This is a genomic window from Pseudomonas sp. D1HM (genome assembly GCF_019266105.1).
In the GTDB taxonomy this organism is placed as follows: Bacteria; Pseudomonadota; Gammaproteobacteria; order Pseudomonadales; family Pseudomonadaceae; genus Aquipseudomonas; species Aquipseudomonas taetrolens.
Genome location: NZ_LRMN01000015.1, coordinates 40,373 through 67,364 on the forward strand (window position 1 = coordinate 40,373; position 26,992 = coordinate 67,364).

The 26,992-nt window shown below is 60.2% G+C and carries 20 protein-coding genes; 12 read left to right on the forward strand and 8 right to left on the reverse strand.

The genetic code is table 11. From position 1 onward, the window contains the following. Positions 1-78: 78 nt before the first annotated feature. A complete protein-coding gene (pbpC, locus tag AWM69_RS15980) occupies positions 79-2,403 on the reverse strand; it encodes a peptidoglycan glycosyltransferase PbpC (protein ID WP_373274329.1) in 2,325 nt (774 codons plus the stop codon). A gap of 104 nt (positions 2,404-2,507) precedes the next feature. Between pbpC and AWM69_RS15985 the strand changes: the two genes are divergently transcribed. Further along, positions 2,508-2,801, forward strand: coding sequence for a hypothetical protein (locus AWM69_RS15985; RefSeq protein WP_048382660.1), 294 nt, complete (start codon positions 2,508-2,510; stop codon positions 2,799-2,801). Between the two features lie 78 nt (positions 2,802-2,879). Here AWM69_RS15985 and AWM69_RS15990 read toward each other — a convergent pair whose 3' ends face one another. The 3 genes from AWM69_RS15990 to AWM69_RS16000 form a co-directional block, all read right to left on the reverse strand. After that, positions 2,880-7,760 (reverse strand): alpha-2-macroglobulin, encoded by a 4,881-nt coding sequence (locus AWM69_RS15990; protein WP_218727498.1) that lies wholly within the window; start codon positions 7,758-7,760, stop codon positions 2,880-2,882. Between the two features lie 182 nt (positions 7,761-7,942). Then, a complete protein-coding gene (locus AWM69_RS15995; protein ID WP_131653559.1) occupies positions 7,943-8,182 on the reverse strand; it encodes a pyocin S6 family toxin immunity protein in 240 nt (79 codons plus the stop codon). Positions 8,183-8,192: 10 nt separating this feature from the next. After that, positions 8,193-9,167, reverse strand: a complete 975-nt coding sequence (locus tag AWM69_RS16000; protein WP_256930375.1) for an S-type pyocin domain-containing protein — start codon at positions 9,165-9,167, stop codon at positions 8,193-8,195. Positions 9,168-9,524: 357 nt separating this feature from the next. Between AWM69_RS16000 and AWM69_RS16005 the strand changes: the two genes are divergently transcribed. Next, complete coding sequence (locus tag AWM69_RS16005) at positions 9,525-10,868, forward strand: MATE family efflux transporter (protein WP_218727500.1); 1,344 nt, start codon at positions 9,525-9,527, stop codon at positions 10,866-10,868. Positions 10,869-10,932: 64 nt separating this feature from the next. Here AWM69_RS16005 and speA read toward each other — a convergent pair whose 3' ends face one another. From speA to AWM69_RS16025, 4 genes are all read right to left on the reverse strand, one after another. After that, entirely contained in the window at positions 10,933-12,846 is a 1,914-nt protein-coding gene (speA, locus tag AWM69_RS16010) for an arginine decarboxylase (RefSeq protein ID WP_131653562.1), read from the reverse strand. A 219-nt stretch (positions 12,847-13,065) separates the two neighbouring features. Continuing rightward, positions 13,066-13,437: a translation initiation factor Sui1 gene (locus AWM69_RS16015; protein WP_048382666.1), complete on the reverse strand. Its 372-nt coding sequence runs from the start codon at positions 13,435-13,437 to the stop codon at positions 13,066-13,068. 429 nt (positions 13,438-13,866) lie between these two features. After that, entirely contained in the window at positions 13,867-14,409 is a 543-nt protein-coding gene (locus AWM69_RS16020; RefSeq protein ID WP_218727502.1) for an NUDIX hydrolase, read from the reverse strand. A gap of 3 nt (positions 14,410-14,412) precedes the next feature. Then, positions 14,413-15,480 carry a DUF2333 family protein gene (locus tag AWM69_RS16025; protein WP_218727504.1) on the reverse strand — a complete coding sequence of 356 codons (1,068 nt, stop codon included), beginning with the start codon at positions 15,478-15,480 and terminating at the stop codon, positions 14,413-14,415. A gap of 273 nt (positions 15,481-15,753) precedes the next feature. Here AWM69_RS16025 and AWM69_RS16030 point away from each other — a divergent pair, with 273 nt between their 5' ends. The 10 genes from AWM69_RS16030 to purD all read left to right on the forward strand — a co-directional run bounded on the left by AWM69_RS16030 (position 15,754) and on the right by purD (position 26,988). Then, positions 15,754-17,535: a protein-disulfide reductase DsbD gene (locus AWM69_RS16030; protein WP_218727657.1), complete on the forward strand. Its 1,782-nt coding sequence runs from the start codon at positions 15,754-15,756 to the stop codon at positions 17,533-17,535. Positions 17,536-17,665: 130 nt separating this feature from the next. Beyond that, positions 17,666-18,121, forward strand: a complete 456-nt coding sequence (gene aroQ / locus AWM69_RS16035) for a type II 3-dehydroquinate dehydratase (protein WP_048382669.1) — start codon at positions 17,666-17,668, stop codon at positions 18,119-18,121. Positions 18,122-18,146: 25 nt separating this feature from the next. Then, complete coding sequence (gene accB, locus AWM69_RS16040) at positions 18,147-18,608, forward strand: acetyl-CoA carboxylase biotin carboxyl carrier protein (protein WP_048382670.1); 462 nt, start codon at positions 18,147-18,149, stop codon at positions 18,606-18,608. Positions 18,609-18,625: 17 nt separating this feature from the next. Further along, positions 18,626-19,984, forward strand: a complete 1,359-nt coding sequence (accC, locus tag AWM69_RS16045; protein ID WP_048382671.1) for an acetyl-CoA carboxylase biotin carboxylase subunit — start codon at positions 18,626-18,628, stop codon at positions 19,982-19,984. A 177-nt stretch (positions 19,985-20,161) separates the two neighbouring features. Then, complete coding sequence (gene prmA, locus AWM69_RS16050) at positions 20,162-21,040, forward strand: 50S ribosomal protein L11 methyltransferase (protein ID WP_218727505.1); 879 nt, start codon at positions 20,162-20,164, stop codon at positions 21,038-21,040. Between the two features lie 30 nt (positions 21,041-21,070). Continuing rightward, positions 21,071-22,321, forward strand: a complete 1,251-nt coding sequence (locus AWM69_RS16055; RefSeq protein ID WP_218727507.1) for a DUF3426 domain-containing protein — start codon at positions 21,071-21,073, stop codon at positions 22,319-22,321. Between the two features lie 196 nt (positions 22,322-22,517). Further along, positions 22,518-23,531 (forward strand): tRNA dihydrouridine synthase DusB, encoded by a 1,014-nt coding sequence (dusB, locus tag AWM69_RS16060; protein ID WP_048382674.1) that lies wholly within the window; start codon positions 22,518-22,520, stop codon positions 23,529-23,531. Then, on the forward strand, positions 23,528-23,848 hold the full coding sequence (gene fis, locus AWM69_RS16065) for a DNA-binding transcriptional regulator Fis (protein ID WP_003439210.1): 321 nt from the start codon (positions 23,528-23,530) through the stop codon (positions 23,846-23,848). Before dusB ends, fis begins: the two co-directional genes overlap by 4 nt. An 81-nt stretch (positions 23,849-23,929) precedes the next feature. Beyond that, positions 23,930-25,537, forward strand: coding sequence for a bifunctional phosphoribosylaminoimidazolecarboxamide formyltransferase/IMP cyclohydrolase (purH, locus tag AWM69_RS16070; protein WP_131653566.1), 1,608 nt, complete (start codon positions 23,930-23,932; stop codon positions 25,535-25,537). A 152-nt stretch (positions 25,538-25,689) separates the two neighbouring features. Next, a complete protein-coding gene (purD, locus tag AWM69_RS16075) occupies positions 25,690-26,988 on the forward strand; it encodes a phosphoribosylamine--glycine ligase (protein ID WP_131653567.1) in 1,299 nt (432 codons plus the stop codon). The last annotated feature ends 4 nt before the right edge of the window (positions 26,989-26,992 follow it).

Genomic DNA, 26,992 nt, shown 5'->3' on the forward strand with positions numbered 1-26,992 from the left:
AGATTCTTAGTTGAACGTTAAAACAACTTAACACGTCGTTTTTGCCGTGGACGCACGCCCGTACAATCGCCTGAAACTTCACTCCACGACACTGAACTCTACCCGCGCAGTTTGCCCACTTTCATCGAGCACACTCAACTCATACCGCCCTGCCTGCTCAAGTGTCGCGTTGAGGGTTTCCTGGCGCGCGCTGTCACCCAGCGGTACGCCGTTGAGAAACCACCAGCGCTGGCCGTCCCCGCCCAACGCCGACAACTTGAGGGTCAACAGCGTCTGGCTCGCAGCGGGGCGTCGCAAGCGGTCGCCCTCACGCACGCCAACAATCGACAGCGCCGTGACCGTGTTCAGGGCGGGGGGCGCACAGGTAATCGAAGCGGGCGGCAAACGTGACTCTCGGCGCTCTGCCCGGGGCAGCCAGGGCTCCAGCGGAGCGGGCCACACCGCGACTTCCCGCACCTGTGCCCCGGGGCATTGCGGGCCGACACGCAAGCCGTGCGGATCGACCCAGATACGCTCCCGCAACCCCACGCCCAAGGGTTGATCAGTGGCCAGCAAGGTGGGCGGCGTGGTGTGATCCAGCGTCCAGGCAAAACGCTGACGCCGGCAATTGGGATCCCGCTTGTTCAAAGGTTGCCCAAACGGCCAACAAATAGCGGCTACCCCGACGCTGCCGGGCACTGCCGGTACCCGCGCCACAATGCCACGCTGGCTGTCGCGATTACTCAGCACGTCATGAACTTGCAGCATCAGCGGCGCAGCCGACGCCAGACCGAATTGCCCTGGTACCGGCGTGCCATCCGGCCGGCCGATCCAGACTCCGATCAAGTAGCGCGGCCCGACACCTATCGCCAGGGCATCACGAAAACCGTAACTGGTGCCCGTCTTCCAGGCCAGTTGCGGGCGCTGCACCAGTTCGGCACGCGGGTCACGATCCGGGCGCGCCTGACCGCTGAGGATGCGCCGGATAATCCACGCCGAACCCGGCGATAACAAGCGCCGCTCATGCAGTGGGTCGCTGGGCTGCAGACGCAGACTGGCGCTGCGCCCTTCCCGCGCCAGCGCGCTGTAGCCACTGACCAGATCTTCCAGCCGGCTGCCGGCGCCGCCCAGGATCAGCGCCAGGTTGGGCTCGGCCAACGCCGGCAGACTCAATGGCACACCGCCGTTGCGCATATCGCCAGCAAAGCGTTTCGGGCCGTAGGCTTCAAGCAACTGCACCGCCGGCAAGTTGAGCGACATCGCCAGCGCCGCGCTGGCCGATACTGGCCCGCTGAAGCCCATGGAAAAATTGCCCGGCCGATAATCACCATAGCGACGCGGCACATCTTGCAGCAGCGACTCGGAGTGAATCAGCCCGGCATCCATCGCCATCCCGTACAAGAACGGTTTAAGCGTGGAGCCCGGCGAGCGCAGGGCACTGATCATGTCGACATGGCCGAAACGACGAGCGTCGTTGATGTCCACCGATCCCAGATACGCCCGCACCGCCATGGTGTCGGTTTCAACCACCACGATGGCGGCCGACGTGTGCTCTGGCAACCGGGCACGCCAGCCCAATAACAAGTCTTCTAGCCGACGCTGCAGGCTGGCGTCGAGGGTGGTGCGAATCAGTGGCGGGCTGTGTGGCCGGTTAAGACGTCGGGCCAGCAACGGTGCGAGGTTCGGTTCCTGACGCGGGGCCAGCAACAGGGGTTCTTCCAGGGCGTCATTGACCGCGGTTGTGGTCCATACGCCATAGTCGGCCAATCGCCGCAGCACTTTGTCCCGTGCCTCCTGGGCGCGCTCCGGGTGACGGTCCGGACGCAACCGGCTCGGGGCTTGCGGCAGCACCGCGAGGAGCGCCGCTTCGGAGTGAGTGAGCTGTTGCGGCGATTTGCCCAGATACGCCCAACTGGCCGCCGCCACACCTTGCAAGGTGCCGCCAAACGGCGCGCGATTAAGGTACAGGTTGAGGATCTGTTCCTTGGACAAGTGCCATTCCAGTTGCGCCGTTCGCCATAGCTGACGCAGCTTGCCGGACAGCGTGCGCTCATGGGGATCGAGCAATCGGGCAACTTGCATCGACAAGGTGCTGCCTCCCGACAGCACCCGCCCACCGCTCAGGTTTTGCCAGGCGGCACGTCCCAGCGCCAGCGGATTAACCCCGGGATGCCTGAAGAACCAGCGGTCTTCATAGGTCAGCAGGGCATCCAGATACAGCGGTGATACCTCGTGGGTCTGCACCGGGTAGCGCCAGACACCGTTGGCATCGGCAAAGCGCCACAGCGGGGTGCCATCTTCGGCCAGTACCACACGGGCCAGGTCATCCTTGGGCAGCGGCAGAGGCCAAAGACGATCAGCCAGCCACAGCGAGGCAACAACCAGCAACAGGCTGGCAGCGCTCCAGCGCAGGGTTTTCTTCACCTTCAACGTCTGGCCTCACGCCCTTGCAGGGAACTACGCGCAGGGCATAGCAGCCCAAGGCGTATCTCTGGCACAGTAGCGGCCTCATTCATCGGGACACACACATGCAAGTTGAAGGATTTTTCGAGAGCCTGGGACAAATGTTCGGGGCCATTATTCGTTTTATCGTTGAAGGGTTGAGTGGCATTTTCAGCGGCCTTAGCAACGCCGGCGGGAATTTCATCGACGGCCTGAGCCGTACCCTGGGCATGGAAACGTCGATCATCAGCATTGCCATTCTGGTGATCGGTCTGCTGCTTCTGTACAACGCCGTCCGGGCTTTCATGCGCGCCTCGATCGTTGGCGGCGTGATCTGGTTGTTGCTGGGGTTATGGGTGCTGAGCTGGATCATCAGCTAGAACACCCCACCTTCTGTAGCCGCTGCCGCAGGCTACGACGGGCGCCAGCGGCCCGTAGCAGCGGCTACAAAAGAAGGACTACCGGCCTTTGATCACCATCGGCCCCGGTGTTTCGCCCACGGCCTGCCAGTCGGGACGGTACATCGACTCCACCTGTGGCGGTGGCACGCGGTAAGTGCCGGGCGTCACGGCACGGGCCAGGTACAACAGGTGTGAAGTGCCGTTACCGTCCAGGTTCAGCGCCGCGACATAGCGGTCATCCCGGTACTCCTGATGCTGAATGCTGGCGTTTTGCATTGATTCGCGCCATTGCTTGACCTGACTGCTGGCGTTTTCAAGGCTGGCGGCACTTTGGCCCAGGTTCTGGTTTTCCAGCTCCAGGCCCGCCGGCAGCAAATCCACCACCAGCGCATCCGGCACCCGCTCCTTGGCCGTCACCGCCAAATGCACCAGCACCAGATCACCACTTTTCAAGGTATCGAGGTTGAGCGGTTCGCCATCCATGCCCAGGTAGTCACGACGGATACTCAAGTTTTCTCCACCCGCCTGGGGTGCCTGCTGTGGATAACCTGAAATCGTCAGTTGCTGATAAATCGCCGTGCTGCCCTGATTACGCACCGTCAGCGGCGTGGCCAGCAATGACCCTTCCAGCTTGAGGGCCGGCTGACTGTTGCTCAGCTCGCGAGTCTCTCCAGCGCTACCCAGTTGCGCCGTCCAGCTGGCTTCAGGCTTGCTCAACAGATCACGGCCCGCGAGGAACAGCGAATTACGCTCCTGCGTCGATAGCCACTGGCTCGCTGCCAATTGGTCTGACAGCTCAAACAAGCGTTGCTCGCGCTGGCCGCTCATCAGATTGTTCTCTTCCAGCAGCGCCAGGATCAGCGCCTGATCACGCAGAGGGCTGCCGTAATCACCCAGCCATTCATTGGCTTTGCGAGTCGCGGCCAAACCGGCCACCAGCGCTTGATCTGCCCGCGGTTGATCGCCCATTTTCTGCAGCGCTATCGCCAACTGCACCAGCGGCAAACCGGAGCGCGCATCACTGCGGCGCTCAAAGAGACTGCGCAGCGCCCCCAAAGGCGCCTGCTGGCTGCGGGCCAGCACCAACCCCGCGTAGGCCTGCACTGCAAAGCGGGTGTGCTCAAGGTTGTCGCTGTAGTCGGCTTCAATCAGGTTACGCTCCTGCACGTAACGCATCAGACGCTCGCTGGCCTTCTTCAGCGCCTCGGGCGGAACGGCATAGCCCTGGTCGCGGGCGCGCAGCAAGAAGTCGGTGACATAAGCAGTCAACCAATACTCTTCCTGGCCGTCCGCGCCCCACAAGCCAAAACTGCCGTTGTAGCGTTGCATGCCCAGCAAACGCTCAATGCCCAGTTCGATCTTGCGTTTGCGCTCGGCGTCCGGCTCGCCTTCAAGGCCCAGACGTTTGAGCAGCGCAGCATCGGCATACAACGCAGGATACAGGCCGCTGGTGGTTTGCTCGGAGCAACCGTACGGGTAAGCCTTGAGTGCGCGAATCTGCTCGCCCAGGTTCAGCGGCGGCCGGCTCGACAGGCTGAGCAAGGCTTCACGGCCTGCCGGTTCAAAGACTTGCAACGCGTGATCGGGCAGACTCCACGGCTGGTCGCTGAGCACCGTGCGGTAATGCTTGAGCAACGCCGGGTACGCCGGGCGTACACCCAAGGTCCATTCGCGAGTAAAGGGCGCCAGGGTTTCTCCCGGCAGGTCGAGACCCTCGACCGTTACGCCGACCTTACCGCTGCCAAAACCGCCCAGCGCCTTGATCGGGATCTGCAAGGTGCTGCGCTGGCCGGGGCTGAGCTGTAACGTCTGCCGCGCATCACCCAGCAGACTCAACGGCCCTTGGGTATTGAGGCTTACTTGTAGCTGTTGCGGCTTGTCAGTGAGGTTGGACAGGTCCAGGGCCAGGCGGGTCTCATCGCCACCGGCCATAAAACGCGGAGCGGCCAGTTCGGCCACCAACGGCGCAGCCACCACGGTTTTGGCTTCGGCCATGCCGTAACGGTCATCGGTCCAGGCTTGCGCCATGACTCGCAGCTCACCGTTGAAATCCGGGATTTGCACGCTGACTTCACCTTCGCCCTGCGCGTTCAGCGTCACCGGCGCACTTTGCAGCGCGACAATGTTGACGCTGGTCGCCGGGCGTTTGCCGCCTTTGGCCAGCGCCGCATCCCCGCCAAACGCCAGACTGGCCAGACGGCCCTGCCCGGCCTCAATCAATTGCCCGTAGATATCCAGTTGGTCCGCACCATAGGCCTTGCGCCCAAACAGACTCGCGTAAGGGTCCGGGGTTGGGTATTCGGTGATATTCAGTACCCCCACATTCACTGCGGACAGCAGCACATGGGCTTGCGCAGGAATGCTGCCATCGGCGTTTTTGGCCTGCACCTTCACCGTCAGTGCTTGTTTTGGGCGCATTTTTTCCGGGGCATCGAGGGTCACCGCCAACTTGCGTGCAGTACGATCCAGCGGAAGATGAAGCACACCCACTGCGCGTTTCGGGGTGATATTGGCCTTGCGCTCGCCGGGCCGGATCACCAGCGCACTGACATACAGGTCATGCCGCGCCCAAGTGGAATCAAGTTTGACCTCGAACGTTTTGCCTTCAGCCGGCACCTCGATTTCTTCCCACCACAACGGGCCATCGCTGCCCTCGACCAGCAAGTAACCCTTGCCCGCTGCTGGCGGCGTCACGGTGACCCGGGCAGTATCACCCTCGGCATACGCAGCCTTGTCCAGCGCCAGCTTGACCTGATCGGGACGCACCGCTCCGCCTTCAGCGTTGTCCTGGGCACGATAACCGGCCCAGAAACGCAGGCTGCTGACCAGGCCGGTCTTCGGGTCTTCGACTTCAACCCGATACGGGCCCCACTCCACCGGGAAGCTGACGGTGGCGGTCTCGCCGGCCTTGAGGTTGACCGTTTCTTCGTTGAGGTTGAGGAACTTCTCGTTGTAGTGATAGCTCCAGCCGTCGTTGTCCGAGTAGTTCCAGTAGTAATCGCGGCGTTCGCGAACCAGCCGCACCTTGAGGTTCTCGGCCGCCAGTTTGTGGCCTTCGTTGTCGGCCACCAGCAACTCAAATTGCACCGGGCCATCGCCATCGGTTTCGGTGCCCTCGAACAGCCCGCGTATACCCGGCAGACGATCCGCCGGCCACACCGGTTGCACCAGTCGCCGGGTGATCGGCCGCCCGCCGGACTCCTGCAAGCTGGCCTGGACGATCAATTGCAGCGGCGACTTGGCGTTGCTCCACTGGCTTTCAAGGCTAATGGTGTATTCGCCCTCAGCATTGAGCACACTTTCTTCGAGCTCCAGATCCTGGTTCAGCTCTTCTTCAGTCACCGAACCAAACTGATAACCCGGCAAGGCCTTGACCGCTTCGCGCAACGGCCGCACATAGACCTGGCCGCTCAAACGATTACCCGCCGCCGGCGCGCCGTACAGGTAACGGCCATTGACCTGGATATCCGCCGTTTGCCCGGGTGACAACGGCGTGGCGCTGCCCTTGAGCTCCAAGGCCAGGCGCTCGGGCAGGAAGTCTTCGACCAGGAATTCATAAAGCTGCGGCTTGCCATCACCCAGATCAAACACCAGTTGCCAGCGCCCGGTCGGGGCTTCGCTGGCCAACTGCAACGGGTATTGATAGAAACCGGACGCGTCCGGTGTCCAGACAAACTTGCGGCTCACTTGCTCGTCCGGGCGACGCACTTCAACGCTGACCGGCTGCGGCTTGACCGGGTGGCCGTCACGGTCACGGAGCAAGGCATTGAGCAGTACGGTTTCGCCCGGGCGGTACAGGTCTCGCGGGCCAAACACGAAAAACTGCAACGGGTGCGCCTGCGGCCCGCCAATGTCGAATTCGGCCAGGTCCAGCGCGGCGGTGTTCAACCGCAGCAAGCTGGTTTGATCACCTTGGCGGGCCAACAGCACCTCGGCCTTGGCAGGCAATGCCAGTTCCGCATGCCCCTTATTGTCGGTTTTGCCCTGGGCCAGCATCTTGCCTTTGCCGTCGAGCAATTCCAGTTCGACGTCGCTCAAGGCACTGCCGCCTTCCAGCGCCTGAGTGAAGACATCCAGGCGTTTGTGATAGCGGTGCGCCGAAAGACCAATGTCACTGAGGGTGAACAAGGTGGCCGGCTGTGAATAGTTGTAGCTGCCAGACGCTTTCATCACCGCCAGATAAACACCCGGCTGCTGCAAGGGCTTGATACCCGCCGTTGGCAGAATCAGGGTTTCCCGTGTATTGCGCGCCGGGTTCAGATCAAAGCGCCCACCGTAAACCAGCTCGGCCATCGACAACAGGTCGCGGGCTTCATAGCTTTGCAGGCTGCTGTTGCGGCCCCATTGGCTGAGAAACGCTGGCAGGGATTCGGGTTTGACCCGAAAGAACTCGACATCCACCTTGTCGACGTTCAACGCAATCAGCGGCAAACCTTCAGCCAGGCGTGTCGGCAGCAAAGTACCCCGGCTGGCAAAGCCGACCGTAGGCTGCAGGTCGCGGGTTTCAAGACGACTGACGTACTCGCCGGCCAGTTGGGCATCATTGCCCCCCCGCAGGCCGGGGTCGACGGTGAGGATCAACTTGCGTTGCGGCTCCAGATGGCGCAGGCGCAGCTCCATCAGGTTGTCGGAGAGCTCCCAGGCGCCATCGACCTTACCGCTCTTGGCGTCCACCACATGCAGTTTGTCCGCGAAGTTCTGTTCGGGCTCCAACGGCACCGAGAAACTCACGGACAAGGCGCTGGCGCCGTCCAGTTGCACCTCGGACACATCCACCACACTTAACGCCCGCCCCGCATAGCGCTCGGCCAGAACCTTGACGTCCTGAATCGGCGGCGTCACCGCTGCTGATGGCGGCACCGGCTGGTCAGGGGTTGAAGAATCACAAGCGCTCAGCAGCGCCAGCGCGCAAGCCAGGAACAATCCTTTGTTAAGCATGGTGTACTCGTTTACTTGGCAGTGAAGGCATTGACTATATACGAACCGCAGGCATCGAGTTCTAAAGCCCCTCTCCCTTTCCCGGAGGGAGAAGGAACTAAAGACAGAAGCTGATTTGGGCAACCCCACAAATCAGCTTCCCTAAGGAGCTGTATGTCTTCCCTATTCCCCAATTGAAGGGATCAAGCTCGTACGCCTATGTACATTTCAAGTTCAGTTGGCAGCGGCTCATTGATTAATGAGGCAATTTCTCGGACTTGGTCATTGGTTAATAACCGCTCACCATCACATTCGGCAGCCAAACTCTGCCAGCCAAGAAATTCCATTACTGCCAGCTCCAACTCAGGAGAAACATTCAGCTCAAATTTGATTGAGCTGTCTTCGCTGTTGCCTGCTAAAAACCCTGTAATTTCCAAAAACATGCTTGCCTCCTTATTTTGGTGTTGTTCTGCCTGCTTTTGGAGGCTTTCTCATTTTTCCAGTATCAGCATCGAACTCACCTAAGTGCTTGCCCTGCTTGTCGTATATCTCAACAGCTCCGTTCTCGCTGTCCCACTCATAAATCCTTCCTTTTTTATCTTTCCAGCGACTTCGCTTTTTACCACCACCCTGGACACTTGATTTCGGACGATCACGTACCGCATCAGGAAAAGCTGTCAGTCCTTTTGGCGATGGGTAATAACTGTGGTCACCGCCAATAGGTTTAGCAAACACCACATACAGCGACTTTAGACCCGTCTCTGCGGGAAAGACCAGAATGCAATCGTCAGTTGTAATGTTCTCGCCGGGCAAGCCTTCGACTTGGCTGTCAGCATTCTCCGGGATCGGATGCACAAAAATAGTGCCCAGTTGCGCTCCTCTATTGTTGGGGTAAATCAGCGGCGCAATGGGCCCTAAAGACCCACGTTGAGGCGTCCAAATAATGGTAATCCCACTCAGTTCGGCTTCCATCGCGGTTTTGGCCGCATTCCACTTGACCTGAATTGTGCGAACCGAGTCGTCCCCTAACGCACTAGTGTGAATGCCGTAGACCTGCAAAACGCCTTCGGCATCACGCCGAAACTGAAAACGCACCCGTGTAGCGACCCGGCTCATTGTGCGTAGCTGGTCGTCAGTATGCAGCGTACCGTCAGCCATTTTTGCAGGGAGCATACCCAGTATAAAAACCCCGGCGGGGCCGCTAACTCCGCGCAGCATCCAGGTCAGCCGCTGTTGCATAATGCCGCCACCGGCCACACGAGCGAGGCCGACATCGGCCCCAAGGGCTAAGGCTATAGCCGCCGAAGCGTCAGGTAAAAGCATGGAGGTAGCCACCATGACATTGCCGAAATTCGAGGCAGGCTCTATGGCTGCACCAGCATCTGTACGGCACCAGTTTGATGACACACAGGACTTGGCAAAGACCAAGTCTGTACGCTCCGCGGGGGACGGCCACTCATCTCTTGGAATGTATATAGGCACAGGTACAGAGGGTTTGTTCCACGCAGCCCATGAGGCTCCGCCGTTCGGAAGTGAGCCTCCCATGGGCCTGCGAAACAAAGGGTCATCAGAATCGGCTTTTTTCATCCTGAGTTACTGCCTGGCTATATGTCAGGCCAAGGAGCATGTGGATGACTATCTCTACCGGTCAATTTGACTACGTAACTTGGAGTGTCAGATGGACCGAGCAGCCAGGTTTTGCAGCTGCTGTGTAACCTTCGTGCCCCGTCAGCGGCTACAGAACTGCGCCGTCCCGCTACAATGCCGCTCCCCAAAGGAGCCTGCATGTCCTCTTCATTACTAGCTGACTGGCGCGACCGTCCGACCCATCGCCGGGTGTGGGCGCTGGCAGCACCGATGATTCTGTCGAATATTTCTGTTCCGCTGGTGGCGCTGGTCGACAGTACCGTCATCGGTCACCTGCCCCACGCGCATCAATTGGGTGCGGTAGCGGTGGGCGCGAGCCTGTACATTTTCCTGGCGTGGGCCATGGGCTTCTTGCGCATGGGCACCACCGGGTTTGCCGCTCAGGCCGCCGGACGCGGAGACGGCACGGCGCTTCGGCAAATCCTGCTGCAAGGCCTGCTGCTCAGTGTGCTGCTGTCGATGGTGCTGGGGATGATTGCGATTCCCTTCAGCGGGGTGGCGCTCAGCGTCATGCAGCCGTCGGCCGAGTTGCATGGGCTGACCCTGGACTTCTTCCACACCCGCCTGTTCGGTCTGCCGGGGGCGCTGGCCACCTATGCCCTGGTCGGCTGGTTCCTGGGCACGCAAAACGCCCGGGCACCGCTGGCCATTCTGCTGACCACGAACCTGGTGAACATTGCGCTGAACCTGTGGTTTGTCCTCGGGCTCGATTGGGGAGTGGTCGGTTCGGCACGGGCCTCGGTGATCGCTGAATGGAGCGGCGCCCTGCTGGGCCTGTGGCTGACCCGCGGTGCATTGCGCAAGTATCCGGGCGTCCTGCTGTGGGCCGCGCTGCGGGAGTGGCACAACTGGAAACCGCTGCTGGGGGTCAACCGCGATATTTTTATCCGCAGCCTGATGCTGCAGTCCGTGTTCTTCCTGATCACCCTGCAAGGCGCACGCCTGGGTGATGCCACGGTGGCTGCCAACGCGCTGTTGCTCAATGGCCTGCTCCTGGCGGCCCACGCCCTGGATGGCCTGGCTCACGCCGTAGAAGCGTTATGCGGACACGCCATCGGCGCCCGGGACCGCCAGGCATTACGCCGTTCGATGGTGGTGGCCTGTGGCTGGTCTTTGCTGGCGAGCCTGGGCTTTGCCCTGCTGTTCTGGCTCGGCGGGCATTTATTCATCGAGTTGCAGACCGACATCCCGAGCGTGCGCGAAACTGCCTTCCAGTACGTCCCTTATCTGGCGCTATTACCGCTGATTGCCGTGTGGAGCTACCTGCTCGACGGGCTGTTTATCGGCGCCACCCGCGCCCGGGAAATGCGCGATGCCATGGTGATCAGCGTGCTCCTCGCCCTCCCGGTAGCCTGGGCCTTGCACAGCTTTGGCAACCACGGCCTGTGGATAAGTTTCCTGCTGTTCATGGTGCTGCGCAGCCTGACGCTGGGTGTCTATGCGTGGAACATGCAGCGCAAGGATCAATGGTTCAACCCTTGATCGACAGGCATAAAAAAACGCCGCTCCCCTTCAGGAGGCGGCGTTTTTCAAGGCTTCGCGAAACTTACGAAGACAGGTACGACGAGCGGGTCAGGCCCAGGCGCAAAGCATCCAGATACTGAGTGCGCTCTTTGGCGCTGATACTGGCGCTGGCCACCTTGTCACGGTAATGAGTCATCAACTCTTCGGGCGACAAGTGCACATAGCGCAGCATGTCCTCGATGGTGTCGTGGGTCTCGATACCGGCGTGGTAAACACTGCCATCCGGATTCTGGTAGATGTTCACCGAGTCGGTGTCACCGAACAGGTTATGCATGTCACCCAGGATTTCCTGGTAAGCGCCCACCAGGAAGATACCCAGCAAGTAATCCTCGCCTTCGTTCAGCCCGTGAACCGGCAAGCTGGTTTCGATGCTCTGCTCGTCGACGTATTGCTTGATCTTGCCGTCGGAGTCGCAGGTCAAGTCTTGCAGTACCGCACGGCGCAGCGGCTCTTCGTTGAGACGGTGCAGCGGCAGGATCGGCAAGACCTGGCCAATCGCCCAAGTGTCCGGCAGGCTCTGGAATACCGAGAAGTTGCAGATGTACTTGTCAGCCAGCTTGTCGTTGAGCTCATCGAGCACCTGACGGTGGGAACGCTGACGCGCTTTCAACGAGTTATGCAGGCGACGGCAGACCGCAAAGTAGCACTGCTCGGCCAGGGCTTTTTCAGCCAGGGTGATTTTGCCGTCGGCGTACTGGGCCGCCACGTCGCTCATGTAGTGCGTCGCGCGCCAGTAGGTCTCGGTGACCATCTCGATGTCGGTCGGACCCAGCAGGTCAACCAGCCACTGCACGGTTTCAGGCAGGCTTTCTTTGTTCTCGATTACCGGCACGTCGTCGTTGTGTTTCTCGACGTCGGTGACTTGTACCACCAGCATGGCGTGGTGAGCGGTCAGCGAACGGCCGCTTTCAGAGAAGATATGCGGGTGCGGCAGGCTTTGCGCGTCGCAGAACTCCTTGAGCATGCCCACCACGACACCGGCGTAATCGTCCATGTCGTAGTTGATCGAACTGGCGTTGCGCGAGTGCGTACCGTCGTAGTCCACGCCCAGACCGCCGCCCACGTCGATGTGATCGACCGGCAGGCCAAGGTTGCGCAGTTCGCCGTAGTAACGGATCGCTTCTTTGAAACCATGCTGGTAGTCGGCCAGGTTGGCGATCTGCGAACCCATATGGAAGTGCAGCAGGCGAATGCCCTGATCCAGGCCAGCGGCACGGAAGCGTTCAACCACCGACAGCAATTGCGCGGCAGACAAACCGAACTTGGATTTTTCGCCACCGGTGTCGGCCCACTTGCTCGACGCAAGGGATGACAGGCGTACGCGCAAGCCGACCTGCGGCTTGACCTTGAGCGACGCGGCTTCTTCGATCACGAGGTCTACTTCAGACTCTTTCTCGATCACGATAAAGACGTTGTGGCCCAGCTTCTGGCCCATCAGTGCCAGACGGATGAACTCACGGTCCTTGTAACCGTTGCAGACGATGGTGCCGCCCTTGGGGGCCAACGCCAGCACAGCCAGCAGCTCGGGCTTGGAGCCGGCTTCCAGACCAATCGAAACATCCTGGGTAGCGATGATGTTCTCGATCACGGCTTCTTGCTGGTTAACCTTGATCGGGTACAGCGCGGTGTACTGGCTCTGGTATTCCAGACGCTCGATATTGGCATCGAAGGCGCCGGTCAACTGCCGTACACGGTCTTGCAAAATATCCGGAAAACGCACCAGCAATGGCAAAGACAAGCCACTTTTACGCAGTTCGTCGACTTGCTCGTACAGATCGATGGGCGAGCTGTTCGGGCCGTTCGGACGTACTTCTACGCGACCGGCTTCATTGATCGCGAAATATCCGGCCCCCCAATGGCGAATCCCATAAACACTGCGGCTGTCCGCAACTGTCCATTGGCTGCCATCGTCTTTGCGTGTGCGTCGTACGGACATTGAAGTCCCCTATAAATAAGTCAAATAGCCCAGCCTGAGAGCAGGCTGGCGCAGTCTAAAGAGTGAACGTGACGATTAGAGTCTGTGCAGGGTAGACCCTGACAACAGCACGGAGTTTAGAAACCCGTCAGAACAGGCTCTGTGAAAGCCATGGCGCACATGCCCTGTCAGCCCACGGAGGGCGACAGGTCAGTGGCGCGGTGGTCTTCACAGAGGCTGCTAACCGCCGGATTTCCTGGCCTTGAACCCATGCTTGACCAGCTCGCCCAGCAGCAGTTCGACGTGATCGCCCTGAATTTCGATGATGCCGTCTTTCAACGCACCGCCGGTACCGCAGCGTTTTTTCAACGCCGTGGCCAATTCCTTGAGCGCGTCTTCAGCCAGCGGCACGCCGGTTATCGTCGTAACCGTCTTGCCGCCACGGCCTTTGCTTTCGCGACGTACGCGAGCAATGCCATCACCGTCGGGGATTTGGGTTTGTTTGCAGGTACAGGCGGCCACCGGCTGGCTACAGTCCGGACAGTGACGACCTGCGTCGGTGGAAAATACCAGGCCACCCAGGGCGGCGAAGGATGCGGCTTTTTTGGCCACCGGCAATCCTCATTTGGAGGACAAGAAATTGGCCGGTGCATGACGCTGATGCGTCGCGCTCTACCGACCGCGAAGCCCCACTCTGGCAGGGGCAGCGCAACTCAAGCGAAAAACGGCTTGAGCGTGAAAAAGGTCGCGCAGTGTAACGACAAATGTCCCGCTGCCCAAGAGCCAATCGGCGCAAAATTTCACGCAAAACCTGTAGAGACTCTGTTGCCAGTCAAGTACCGCAGTCTTCGCGCCTCGGCTGCGATGACAGACCGTCGCAGTTACTGATCTCAGCGAGGTTGCATCCGGCAGCGCAGCCGTCGTAAATCCAGGTCTCTCGGTGTGTCAGGCTTTACGACGGCTACGCCGCCGGACGCGGCCTCGCTCTACTCGTCCGCGGCTACAATCGCCGCTGCCGACGGCTGCGACGGGGTGCAGCGGTTACAACTCGCCTTTGCGCATCAGGTAACGCTTCAGCGCATCCAGCGAGTCCGGGCAATAGGGCTGCAGTTCACTCAAGCGCAACGCTTCGGACACCGGCAGGAAATGAGCGCGCTGGACTTCTTCGGGCTGGATCTGCAGCGGCCCGTCCCACACGGCCGAAAACACGGCACACCAGAGGTGGTTTTCCGGGCCTTCGAAGTAAAACCGGTCGTGAGCGATCAGCGACACACCGCTGACCCCCAACTCTTCTGCCAGCTCGCGGGAGGCCGACTCGGCGTAGCTTTCATCCACCCCCACCATGCCGCCCGCCGCCACATCCCAATACCCCGGATACAACGCCTTGCTCTGGGTGCGCTGATGCACGCACAACTCACCGGCGCTGTTGAACAACAGGATAAACGTGCCGCGGCCGATCAGACTGCGCTCACGCAGCTCATGGCGCGGCAAGGCACCCACGACCCGGTCATCACGATCGACCCAGACCACCTGTTCGACATCGGAGGCCGCGCGGTGCGCGGCTTCCGAAGCTGAGATCGGCATGTTTTATCCTTGCGTGAGCAATTGACGAAGATCCATGACCGCTGCGTTAGCCCGGGAAATATAGTTGGCCATGACCAGCGAGTGGTTGGCCAACATGCCATAACCGCTGCCGTTGAGGATCATCGGGCTCCAGACGGGTTCCTGAGCGGCTTCCAGCTCACGAATGATCTGACGGACACTGACCGTCGCGTTCTTTTTGGCCAGCACATCGGCGAAGTCGACCTCAATGGCACGCAGCAAGTGGGACAAGGCCCACGCCTGACCACGCGCTTCATAGAACACGTTGTCGATCTGCATCCACGGCGTTTCGACGATTTCCTCGTCCACCACCGGCACCTGGCCCGGTTGCAGGCTTTCGGTTTTCAGCGTGCTGTTGAGCTTGACCCGACCCACGCTGGCCGACAGACGCTGCGACAGCGAACCCAGACGGGTCCCTACATCGCCCAACCAGTTGTTGAGGTTATCGGCGCGGGCATAGAACAACGCGTTTTTCTGATTCGGATCAGACAGGCGTGCCTGATAACGGCTCAGGGAGTTCAGCCCTTCCTGGAACTCGGACTCGCTGGAAGGCAGCATCCAGCTCTTGTTATCGAAGTTGAACCGCGGCTCGGCCTTGGCCAGATCCGCATCTTCGGCCGACTGCGACTGCGAGCGGGCGAAGTCTTTGCGCATGGCACGGGTCAGGTCACGAACTTGCACCAGCACGCCATATTCCCAGCTCGGGATATTGTCGAGCAGCACGCCCGGCGGAAAACGGTCATTGGACAGGTAGCCACCCGGCTTGGTGAGCAAGGTACCGGCGACGGCCTTGAGCGTTTCAACCGTGGTAAAACCCGGGACTATTTGCTTGCCCTCTTTCTCGGCAGCCTGTTGGGCCACTTGCTGGACCGGGAACAGCGCCGGCTCCTGGCTCCAGTACCACCCGAGCCCCAGGCACACCAGGGCATAAATCCCTACCAGCACGGCAATGGAGCGACTCAACAAAATGCTTTTGAAATAGCCATGCGGCTTTGCAGATGTCTCCTTGACCGATTCGCGGGTGCTGCCCTCACGCTTCTTCCAGTCCAGCATGGCTATGTCCTTTTCAATACTTGATTCAACGGTTCGACCACAACCCTACCCCATCGTGCCTTGCATGCATGCTTTTTAATCACGCAAAAACCGGGGCGGGCGCTACAGCACGGCACTATAGAACAAGCTCGCAGCCACGCCTATGCACGTGCGGCGCTCCGGTATTCAGGAACGCCAACGAGACCGGCGCCTTGAGGGTCGGTTTTTGACCTGCACCTGCGCCGATCGACCCACTCCGTTATCATGTCCGCACGTTTGATTTGCGAGATTGCCATGCGCCGCCTGATGTTGATCCTGTGTGTGTTGTTTGCCGTACCAGCCCTGGGCGCCGGACTGCTGGATAACCGTCCCAGCGCCACCTTGGGGGCGATCAATAACAGCAGCGACTTTTTACCCGTGCGTGAAGCGTTCAAGCTGAACCTGATCGACAGCACTCCCGAAACGATCACGCTGCGCTTTGTTCCCACCGAAGGCTATTACCTGTACCGGCACAAGTTCGGCTTCAAGACCGAGCCCGCCGGCATCGCACTGGGCACTGCGCAATTGCCACCCGGCGAAGCCAAGCACGACGAGTACTTTGGCGATGTCGAGGTGTATCACGGCATTCTCGATGTTGAAGTACCCCGCCCGGCCAACGACTCACGTGCCTTCACCCTGCTGGTCACCTACCAGGGCTGCGCCGACAAAGGGTTGTGCTACCCGCCAGAAACCGAACGCCTGAGCATCGATGGCACGACCGTTTCGGCACCCGCCAATGAAAGCATTGGCGTGCCGGCAACGTCCTGGAGCTGGCGCGAACTGGCGCTGTTTTTCCTCGCCGGCCTTGGGCTGACCTTTACCCCCTGCGTGTTGCCTATGCTGCCGATTCTGTCGGGCGTGGTATTGCGCGGCCAGGTGGGCGGCCTGCGCGGTTTCAGCCTGTCTCTGGCCTACGTCTTGCCTATGGCGGCGTGCTTTGCACTGCTGGGTGCGCTGATGGGCATGTTCGGCGCTCAACTCAACCTGCAAGCCCGTCTTCAATCCGTGTGGGTGCTGGTGCCGTTTGCCCTGTTCTTCGCCATTTTTGCCCTGGCGATGTTTGGCGTATTCGAACTGAAGTTGCCGCAAGCCATCAGCAACCGCCTGGATCGCGTTGCCAATCGCACCCAGGGCGGATCGCTGTGGGGCGCTGCCGTGCTGGGCGTAGTCTCCAGCTTGCTGGTATCGCCCTGTGTGTCAGCGCCACTGGCCGGTGCCTTGCTCTATATCAGCGCCAGCGGCGATGCCCTGGGCGGCGGCTTGAAATTGTTCGCGCTGGGGCTGGGCATGGGCGCGCCGCTGCTGCTGGTGGCCACCGGCGGTGCAGCATGGCTGCCCAAGAGCGGGCCGTGGCTGGTCAGCGTTAAAAACGCGATTGGCGCGCTGCTGCTAGGTCTGGCCATTGGTTTGCTCAGCCGTGTGTTGCCCGGCACGATCACGTTATTGCTGATCGGTTTGCTGGCGGTAGGCGTGAGCGTGTTCCTGGGCACCCTGGAGCTGACCCGTAAAACCCCGCGCCAGCGCCTGGCACAGCTACTGGGCCTGCTGTTGCTGACCTATGGCCTGGCCTGCTGGTACGGCGCCCTTAGCGGCCAGGGCAACCCGCTGAATCCGCTCGGCCCTTCGCAATCGATCAGCAACGCCACACCCGCCGCCCCGCAACCGGCGGGCCAATGGCTCAGCATCAGCACGCCCGCCGAGCTGGATAACGCGCTGGCCGAAGCCACGGCAGCAGGCCAGCCGTTGTTGCTGGACTGGTACGCCGACTGGTGCATCAGTTGCAAGGTGATTGAACATGAAGTGCTGGACAACCCGCGCGTGCTCGCTTTGCTCAAGGGCTACCGGCTGATTCGCTTCGACATGACGGCCAGCAATCCCGAGCAGCGTGCCCTGCTTGATCACTACCGCTTGTTCGGTCCTCCGGCGCTGATGTTCTTTGGTAAAAATGGCGCCGAAATTAGTGACCAGCGGGTCATCGGCGAGATCAATGCGGCGGACTTCGCCGAACGTGTCGCGAACGCGAATGACCAGAACTAGAGCTCCGGTCACAAACTTTTCGCGAACATCGGTCATCGTGCTGGCTATTGCAGTTAACTGGACAGCGAATCCGCTTTTCGGCATAGTCGCCCGGCACTGACAACTGCACACACATAACAAGGAACAGCAGATGGCGACCTTTCTGGTGCTGCACGGCCCCAACCTGAACCTGCTCGGCACCCGCGAGCCGGGCGTCTACGGCGCGACTACCCTGGCGCAAATCAATCAGGATCTGGAGCAGCGGGCCCGTAATGCCGGTCACCATTTGCTCTATCTGCAAAGCAATGCCGAGTATGAATTGATCGACCGGATTCATGCCGCCCGCGATGAAGGGGTGGATTTTATTTTGATCAACCCGGCTGCTTTTACCCACACCAGCGTGGCATTACGTGACGCGTTGCTGGCAGTGAGCATCCCATTCATCGAAGTGCATTTGTCTAACGTGCACAAACGCGAACCTTTCCGCCATCACTCCTACTTCTCCGACGTTGCGGTAGGTGTGATCTGCGGCCTTGGCGCCAGCGGTTATCGACTGGCCTTGGAGGCCGCCCTGGAACAGCTTGAACTACAAGCTAAACGCCCCTGACCGACCCATTGGGAGTTGACGATTCATGGATATCCGTAAAGTTAAGAAACTGATCGAGCTGCTGGAAGAGTCCGGTATCGACGAGCTGGAAATCAAAGAAGGCGAAGAGTCCGTACGCATCAGCCGTCACAGCAAGACTCCAGCCCAGCAGTTCTACGCGCCGGCTCCAATGCAAGCGCCAGCCGCTGCCGCTCCGGTTGCCGCAACCCCGGTTGCTACCATCACCGAAGCCCCGGCTGCCCCGAAACTGAACGGTTTTGTGGTCAAGTCGCCAATGGTCGGTACGTTCTACCGCACCCCGGCGCCAACTTCGCCAGCCTTCGTTGAAGTGGGCCAGACTGTTAAGGTCGGCGACACCATTTGCATCGTTGAAGCGATGAAAATGATGAACCACATCCAGGCTGAAAAAGCCGGTGTTATCGAATCCATCCTGGTAGAAAACGGTCAGCCGGTTGAGTTCGACCAACCGCTGTTCACCATCGTTTGAACCACGGGGAGCCAACGATGTTGAAGCCTCAGAAGCTGGAAAAAGTTCTTATCGCCAACCGCGGTGAAATCGCCTTGCGTATCCTGCGGGCGTGCAAGGAACTGGGCATCAAGACCGTCGCGGTGTACTCCACTGCCGACAAGGAACTGATGCACCTGGGCCTGGCGGACGAAACCGTCTGCATCGGTCCGGCACCAGCCAACCTGTCTTACCTGCACATTCCGGCAATCATCGCGGCCGCTGAAGTTACCGGCGCCACGGCGATTCACCCGGGCTACGGCTTTTTGGCTGAAAACGCCGACTTCGCCGAGCAAGTCGAGAAATCCGGCTTTGCCTTCATCGGTCCTAAAGCCGATACCATCCGCCTGATGGGCGACAAGGTGTCGGCCAAGCACGCGATGATCGCGGCAGGCGTTCCGACGGTTCCGGGTTCTGACGGCCCGTTGCCGGAAGACGAAGAAACCGCACTGCGCATTGGCCGTGAAGTCGGCTACCCGGTGATCATCAAGGCCGCTGGCGGCGGCGGTGGTCGCGGCATGCGCGTTGTGCACCGCGAAGAAGACCTGATCGAAGCCGCCAAGCAGACCCGCGAAGAAGCGGGCGCCTGGTTCAGCAACCCGATGGTCTACCTCGAAAAATACCTGACCAACCCACGTCACGTGGAAGTTCAGGTGCTTTCCGACGGCCAGGGCAATGCGATCCACCTGGGCGACCGCGATTGCTCGCTGCAACGTCGTCACCAAAAGGTTCTGGAAGAAGCACCGGCACCCGGCATTGACGAGACCGCACGCGCAGAAGTTCTGGCGCGCTGCGTTCAGGCGTGTATCGACATCAACTACCGCGGCGCAGGCACGTTCGAGTTCCTGTACGAGAATGGTCGCTTCTACTTCATCGAGATGAACACTCGTGTGCAGGTAGAGCACCCGGTTTCCGAAATGGTCACCGGCATCGACATCCTCAAAGAGATGTTGAGCATTGCCGCGGGCAACAAGCTGACCTTCAGCCAGGACGACGTAAAAATCCACGGTCACTCGCTGGAATGCCGGATCAACGCTGAAGACCCGGCGACGTTCATGCCGAGCCCGGGCATGGTCAAGCACTTCCACGCTCCAGGCGGCAACGGCGTTCGCGTCGATTCGCACCTGTATAGCGGCTACAAGGTTCCGTCCAACTACGACTCCCTGATCGGCAAGCTGATCACCTGGGGCTCGACCCGTGACGAAGCCATGGCGCGCATGCGCAATGCCCTGGACGAGATCGTGGTCGACGGGATCAAAACCAACATCCCGCTGCACCGTGATCTGGTGAATGACGAAGGCTTCTGCGAAGGCGGCGTCAACATTCACTACCTGGAACACAAACTGGCTAACCAGTAAGTTTGTTTTCTGATCAACAAAGCCGCTTTCGAGCGGCTTTGTTGTTTACGGGTTTTGCTGACGCCCGCCAGGCGCTTCATCGCATTTTGATTACCCGCCACGCCCCTGCTCGCGTAAACTTGCGCGCTTTCGCGGCCCGACAGGCTGCACACTCCTCTTAATTCAAAGGTGCCCGCCATGCCTTGGCTGCAAGTACGCCTCGCCATCAGCCCGGAACAAGCCGAAACCTACGAAGACGCTTTCCTCGAAGTCGGCGCTGTTTCGGTCACGTTCATGGACGCCGAAGATCAACCGATCTTTGAACCTGAACTCAACACCACGCCACTGTGGTCGCACACCCACTTGCTGGCACTGTTCGAAGGCGGCACCGAAGCCAAACTCGTTCTGTCCCATCTGGAACTGCTGACCGGCTCGCCCTTGCCCGAGCACCACGCTGAAGTCATCGAAGACCAGGATTGGGAACGCAGCTGGATGGACAACTTCCACCCGATGCGCTTCGGCCAGCGCCTGTGGATCGTACCCAGCTGGCACGCAGCTCCCGAGCCGGGCGCCGTGAACCTGTTGCTCGATCCGGGGCTGGCGTTTGGCACCGGCACTCACCCGACCACCGCGCTGTGCCTGGAATGGCTCGACGGTCAGGACCTCAAGGACTGCAACGTGCTGGACTTCGGCTGCGGCTCGGGGATTCTGGCCATCGCCGCCCTGCTGCTGGGCGCCAAGGAAGCCATCGGCACCGATATCGATGTGCAAGCGCTGGAAGCCTCGCGCGATAACGCCGGACGCAACAACATCGAGCCGGGCCTGTTTCCGCTGTACCTGCCCGAAGACCTGCCACAGGTTCAGGCCGATGTCGTGGTCGCCAATATCCTCGCCGGGCCATTGGTCGCACTGGCACCGCAACTGTCGAGCCTGGTCAAACCCGGTGGCCGCCTGGCATTGTCGGGCATCCTCGCCGAACAGGGCGAAGAAGTGGCGGCTGCCTACGCCAAGGATTTCGACCTTGACCCTATCGCCAATCGCGACGGCTGGGTGCGCATCAGTGGCCGTCGGCGCTAGAATGCACGCCTGACTAATCCGGATGGCCGCATGAGCGATAGCTTCGTTACACAGTGCCCGCATTGCCAAACCAGCTTCCGCGTCAGCCATGCTCAACTGAGCATGGCGCGCGGCGTGGTGCGCTGTGGCGCCTGCCTGCAAGTGTTCAATGCCGCACAGCAACTGCTGAATAAAAGCACTGAAACAGAGCAGCCACCGGTCGCGGTGCCCACGGCTGTGGCACCCGCGGCCATCACGCCGCCCGCCACGCCCAAGGCCGCCGAACCGACACCGTGGCAGGCGACCGAGCTCGACCTCGACCATCTGGATCTGGACGAAGAACTGGCCAGGCTAGAAGAGCTTGAAATCCAGCCCAGCAAAAGTTTCGGTCAACCGCACAAACCCAAAGACCCTTCGCTGAGTGCGCGGCGCGAAACCTGCGACGCAGAGGAAAGCGAATGGTCTGACAGCCTGTTCAGCGACTCTGCCGCCGAGCGCGCCGAAACCTCGGCGCTGGCGGCACAGGCCGCAGCAAAGCCCGTCGAGCCAAACACATCCGAACGCACTGAGCCGTCCCTGTCTCTCGACATCGACGATCTCGACGACACCCCGCAACTCAGATTGTCGATGGACGATGATGTACACGAGCCGCCGCTGATCGGCGAACGCCTGTCAGCAACCGATGACGAAGACGACGAGATTGTTGAGGCACCCCCTGCCGGCAAAGACAAATCCAGACGCAACGAACCGGGCATCCGCGATGACATGCTGCTGGATCTGGTCGACACGCCACTGCACCTGGACTGGAAAAAGCGCCGCAGCCCTTGGGGCAAGCGCCTGCTCTGGGGCTTGCTGGTGCTGTTGGCGGGTGGCGCGCTGGCCGGCCAGTACATTGCCTACCACTTCGAGGAGCTGGCCCGACAGGACCTGTACCGCCCTTACTTTCAGCAAGTGTGCCCACTGATCGGCTGCACCGTCCCTTCAAAGGTCGATATTGACCGGATCAAAAGCAGCAACCTGGTGGTGCGCAGCCACCCTGAGTTCGCCGGGGCACTGGTGGTCGATGCCATCCTGTATAACCGCGCGCCGTTCTCCCAGCCGTTCCCCTTGCTGGAAATGCGCTTCGCCGACCTCAATGGCAAAATGATAGCCAGTCGCCGCTTCAAACCCGGCGAGTACCTGAGCGGCGACCTGGCCAAGGCCGAAATGCCACCACAAACCCCTATCCATATTGCTCTGGACATCCTTGATCCTGGCCCCAAGGCGGTTAACTACAGCCTCAGCTTTCACTCCCCGGAATGAACCTCACGCGTTTTTAGTGGCCAGCGGCACGCTTGCGGCCATGAGTTGACCTCAGCGAGCTGACGGTTCAAGCAAGCAACTTGCCACGGGTTGTTCAATTTTTATCCAGTTCAGTCTTTATCCAGTCATCGAGAGCGGGTATCATGCCAACCCTTTTTCGAACTCCCAAGATCCGGCCCCACAACAGGGAAGTCCTATGTCGGCGGTACGCATCGGCCCATATACATTACATAACGGTTTGATTCTCGCCCCGATGGCGGGCGTCACAGACCAGCCCTTTCGTCAGCTTTGTCGACGGATGGGCGCAGGCCTGGTTGTTTCGGAAATGGTCACCAGCGACATGAGTCTCTGGAACAGTCGCAAATCGCGCCTGCGCATGATTCACGACGGTGATCCCGAGCCCCGCTCGGTACAGATCGCCGGCGGTGACGCGCAAATGCTGGCAGACGCCGCCAGAGCCAATGTGGAACTGGGCGCACAAATTATTGACATCAACATGGGTTGCCCGGCCAAGAAGGTTTGCAACAAGGCCGCCGGCTCCGCGTTATTGAAAGATGAAGCATTGGTGAACGAGATCCTGCAGGCCGTTGTGGCCGCAGTTGATGTGCCGGTCACCCTGAAAATCCGTACCGGCTGGGACCGGGACAACAAAAACGGCCTTACGGTGGCAAAAATTGCCGAACAGGCCGGGATTCAAGCACTGGCAGTGCATGGCCGAACCCGGGCCGACCTTTACACCGGCGAAGCCGAGTACGACACCATCGCCGCGATCAAGCAGGCCGTGTCGATCCCGGTATTTGCCAATGGCGACATCGATTCACCCCACAAGGCCCGGCATGTGCTGCAAGCAACCGGCGCCGACGGACTTTTGATTGGCAGGGCGGCCCAGGGGCGGCCCTGGATTTTCCGCGAAGTTGATCACTTTTTGCGTACCGGGCAACTCTTGCCGGCACCGCAGATGAGCGAAGTGGAACGTATTCTGCTAGAGCATCTGGCCGCATTGCATGCCTTCTATGGGGAGGTGCTGGGCGTACGTATTGCCCGCAAGCATGTCGGCTGGTATCTCGCAACCTTGCCGGGCGCCAAGGAGTTTCGCGCCCACTTCAATCGTTTAGAAGATACGGAAGCACAATGCGCCAACGTTCAGGCGTTTTTCGCCGAACGACACAAGAGCCTGGTGACAGGGGACGAAGGATGGGTGGCCGCATGACGATGATGACCGAGACATTAGTGAGTGGAACAACGCCCGTGAGCGACAACGTCAACTTGAAACAGCACCTCAATACACCAAGCGAAGAAGGTCAGACCCTTCGCGGGAGTGTCGAAAAGGCGCTGCACAATTATTTCGCCCATCTGGAGGGCGCTGAAGTTACGGACGTGTACAACCTGGTGCTTTCAGAAGTCGAGGCCCCCTTGCTCGAGTGCGTCATGAACTACGTCAAGGGCAACCAGACCAAAGCATCCGAGTTACTGGGACTGAACCGCGGCACCTTGCGCAAAAAACTCAAACAGTACGATCTGCTGTAAGCATTCAATCAAACCTGAAAGGCGTCCTGGTAAAACGGGCCGCCTTTTTTGCTGACTCCTTTGCTTTTGATGGAAATCGAGATGACCGATCAGACTACCCGCCTGCCGATCCGCCGCGCTCTAATCAGCGTTTCCGACAAAACCGGAATCCTTGATTTCGCCCGTGAACTGGAAGCCCTCGGCGTCGAGATCCTGTCCACCGGCGGCACGTTCAAGCTGCTGCAAGATAACGGCGTGGCTGCAGTTGAAGTTGCTGACTACACCGGCTTCGCGGAAATGATGGACGGTCGGGTGAAAACCCTGCACCCGAAAATCCACGGCGGCATCCTCGGCCGTCGCGGCATTGACGACGACATCATGAACGAGCACGGCATCAAGCCGATCGACCTGGTAGCCGTCAACCTCTACCCGTTCGAAGCCACCATCTCCAAACCAGGCTGCGACCTGCCGACCGCGATCGAAAATATCGATATCGGCGGCCCGACCATGGTCCGTTCGGCTGCCAAAAACCACAAAGACGTGGCCATCGTGGTGAATGCCAGCGATTACGCCAACGTCCTGCAAAACCTCAAGGCCGGTGGCCTGACCTACGCCCAGCGCTTCGACCTGATGCTCAAGGCGTTCGAGCACACCGCAGCCTATGACGGCATGATCGCCAACTACCTGGGCACCGTGAACCAGGCCGCTGAAACCCTCAGCACCGAAGGTCGCAGCCAGTTCCCGCGCACCTTCAACAGCCAGTTCATCAAGGCCCAGGAAATGCGCTACGGCGAGAACCCGCACCAGAGCGCGGCGTTCTATGTTGAAGCCAAGCCTGCCGAAGTCAGCATCTCCACCGCAACCCAGTTGCAAGGCAAAGAACTGTCCTTCAACAACGTGGCAGACACCGATGCCGCGCTGGAATGCGTAAAAAGCTTCGTCAAACCTGCCTGCGTTATCGTCAAGCACGCCAACCCGTGCGGCGTGGCAGTCAGCCCGGACGCCGAAGGCGGCATCCGCCAGGCTTACGAACTGGCCTACGCGACGGATACCGAATCGGCATTCGGCGGCATCATCGCCTTTAACCGCGAGCTGGACGCCGAAACGGCCAAGGCCATCGTTGAACGTCAGTTCGTCGAAGTCATCATCGCCCCCTCGGTCAGCGAAGAAGCCCGCGCTATCGTGGCGGCCAAAGCCAACGTACGCCTGCTGGCATGCGGCGAGTGGAGCGCAGAGCGCACTCCGGCCTGGGACTTCAAACGCGTGAATGGCGGTTTGCTGGTACAAAGCCGCGACATCCAGATGATCGGCAGCGAAGACCTGAAAGTCGTGACCAAGCGCGCACCGACCGAGCAAGAGATCAACGACCTGATCTTCGCCTGGAAAGTGGCCAAGTACGTGAAATCCAACGCCATCGTCTACGCCAAGAACCGTCAGACCATCGGTGTCGGCGCGGGCCAGATGAGCCGCGTAAACTCGGCCCGTATCGCTGCAATCAAGGCCGAACATGCCGGTTTGCAGGTTCAAGGCTCGGTCATGGCATCGGATGCATTCTTCCCGTTCCGTGACGGCCTGGACAACGCGGCCAAGGCCGGTATCACTGCGGTGATCCAGCCAGGTGGCTCGATGCGCGACAACGAAGTGATTGCTGCTGCCGATGAAGCCGGCATTGCCATGGTGTTCACCGGCATGCGTCACTTCCGTCACTAAAACACTGCTTCCCCATGCCTCTGTAGGCGCGAACTTGCTCGCGATGCAGGCGACACGGTCCAGCCATCTGGACCGTGGTGATGCGATTGCGAGCACGCTCGCTCCTACAGAACATAGAATTCCCGAATTCAGCGTCATCCGAGGTTTTTGAAATGAATGTTTTGATCATTGGCAGCGGTGGCCGCGAACACGCTCTGGCCTGGAAAGTCGCTCAGGACCCGCGTGTGGCCAAAGTATTCGTTGCCCCGGGCAACGCCGGTACGGCCATTGAGGCCAAGTGCGAAAACGTCGCGATCGACGTGCTGGCCCTTGAGCAACTGGCTGACTTTGCCGAGAAAAATGTTTCTCTGACCATCGTTGGCCCGGAAGTGCCACTGGTTGCCGGTGTCGTGGACCTGTTCCGCTCCCGTGGCCTCGACTGCTTCGGCCCGACCGCGGGCGCGGCCCAGCTGGAAGGCTCCAAGGCATTCACCAAGGACTTCCTGGCGCGTCACAAGATCCCGACCGCCGACTACCAGAACTTCACTGAAATCGAGCCTGCGCTGGCTTACCTGCAAAAGGTCGGTGCACCGATCGTGATCAAGGCTGATGGCCTGGCCGCGGGCAAAGGCGTTATCGTCGCCATGACCCTGGCAGAAGCCGAAGACGCCGTGCGCGACATGCTCGCGGGCAATGCGTTTGGCGAAGCCGGCTCACGCGTCGTGATCGAAGAGTTCCTCGACGGCGAAGAAGCCAGCTTCATCGTCATGGTCGATGGCAAAAACGTATTGCCAATGGCGACCAGCCAGGACCACAAACGTGTTGGCGACGCCGACACCGGCCCTAATACGGGCGGCATGGGTGCTTACTCCCCTGCTCCAGTGGTCACGGCTGACGTCCACAAGCGCGTCATGGATCTGGTGATCTGGCCGACCGTGCGCGGCATGGCCGAAGAAGGCAACGTCTACACCGGCTTCCTGTATGCCGGCCTGATGATCGACAAAGCGGGCAACCCGAAAGTCATCGAGTTCAACTGCCGCTTCGGTGACCCGGAAACCCAACCGGTCATGTTGCGCTTGCAGTCGAGCCTGGTCCTGCTGGTCGAAGCCGCACTGGCTCAGGCTCTGGACAAGGTAGAAGCTCAGTGGGACCCACGTCCGAGCCTCGGCATCGTACTGGCCGCCGGCGGCTACCCTGGCGACTACGCTAAAGGTGCCGTGATCCACGGTCTGGATGCGGCAGCCCAACTGGAAGGCAAGGTTTTCCACGCAGGCACGGCACTTAACGCTGCGGGTGAAGTGGTGACTGCCGGTGGTCGCGTACTGTGCGCAACGGCCATGGGCGACACGGTTGAAGCGGCTCAACAGCAAGCGTATGCACTGGCCAAAGCCATCGAATGGGACGGCTGTTTCTACCGTAACGACATCGGCTACCGAGCCATTGCACGCGAACGGGGCGACGTCCCGGAATAAGCAA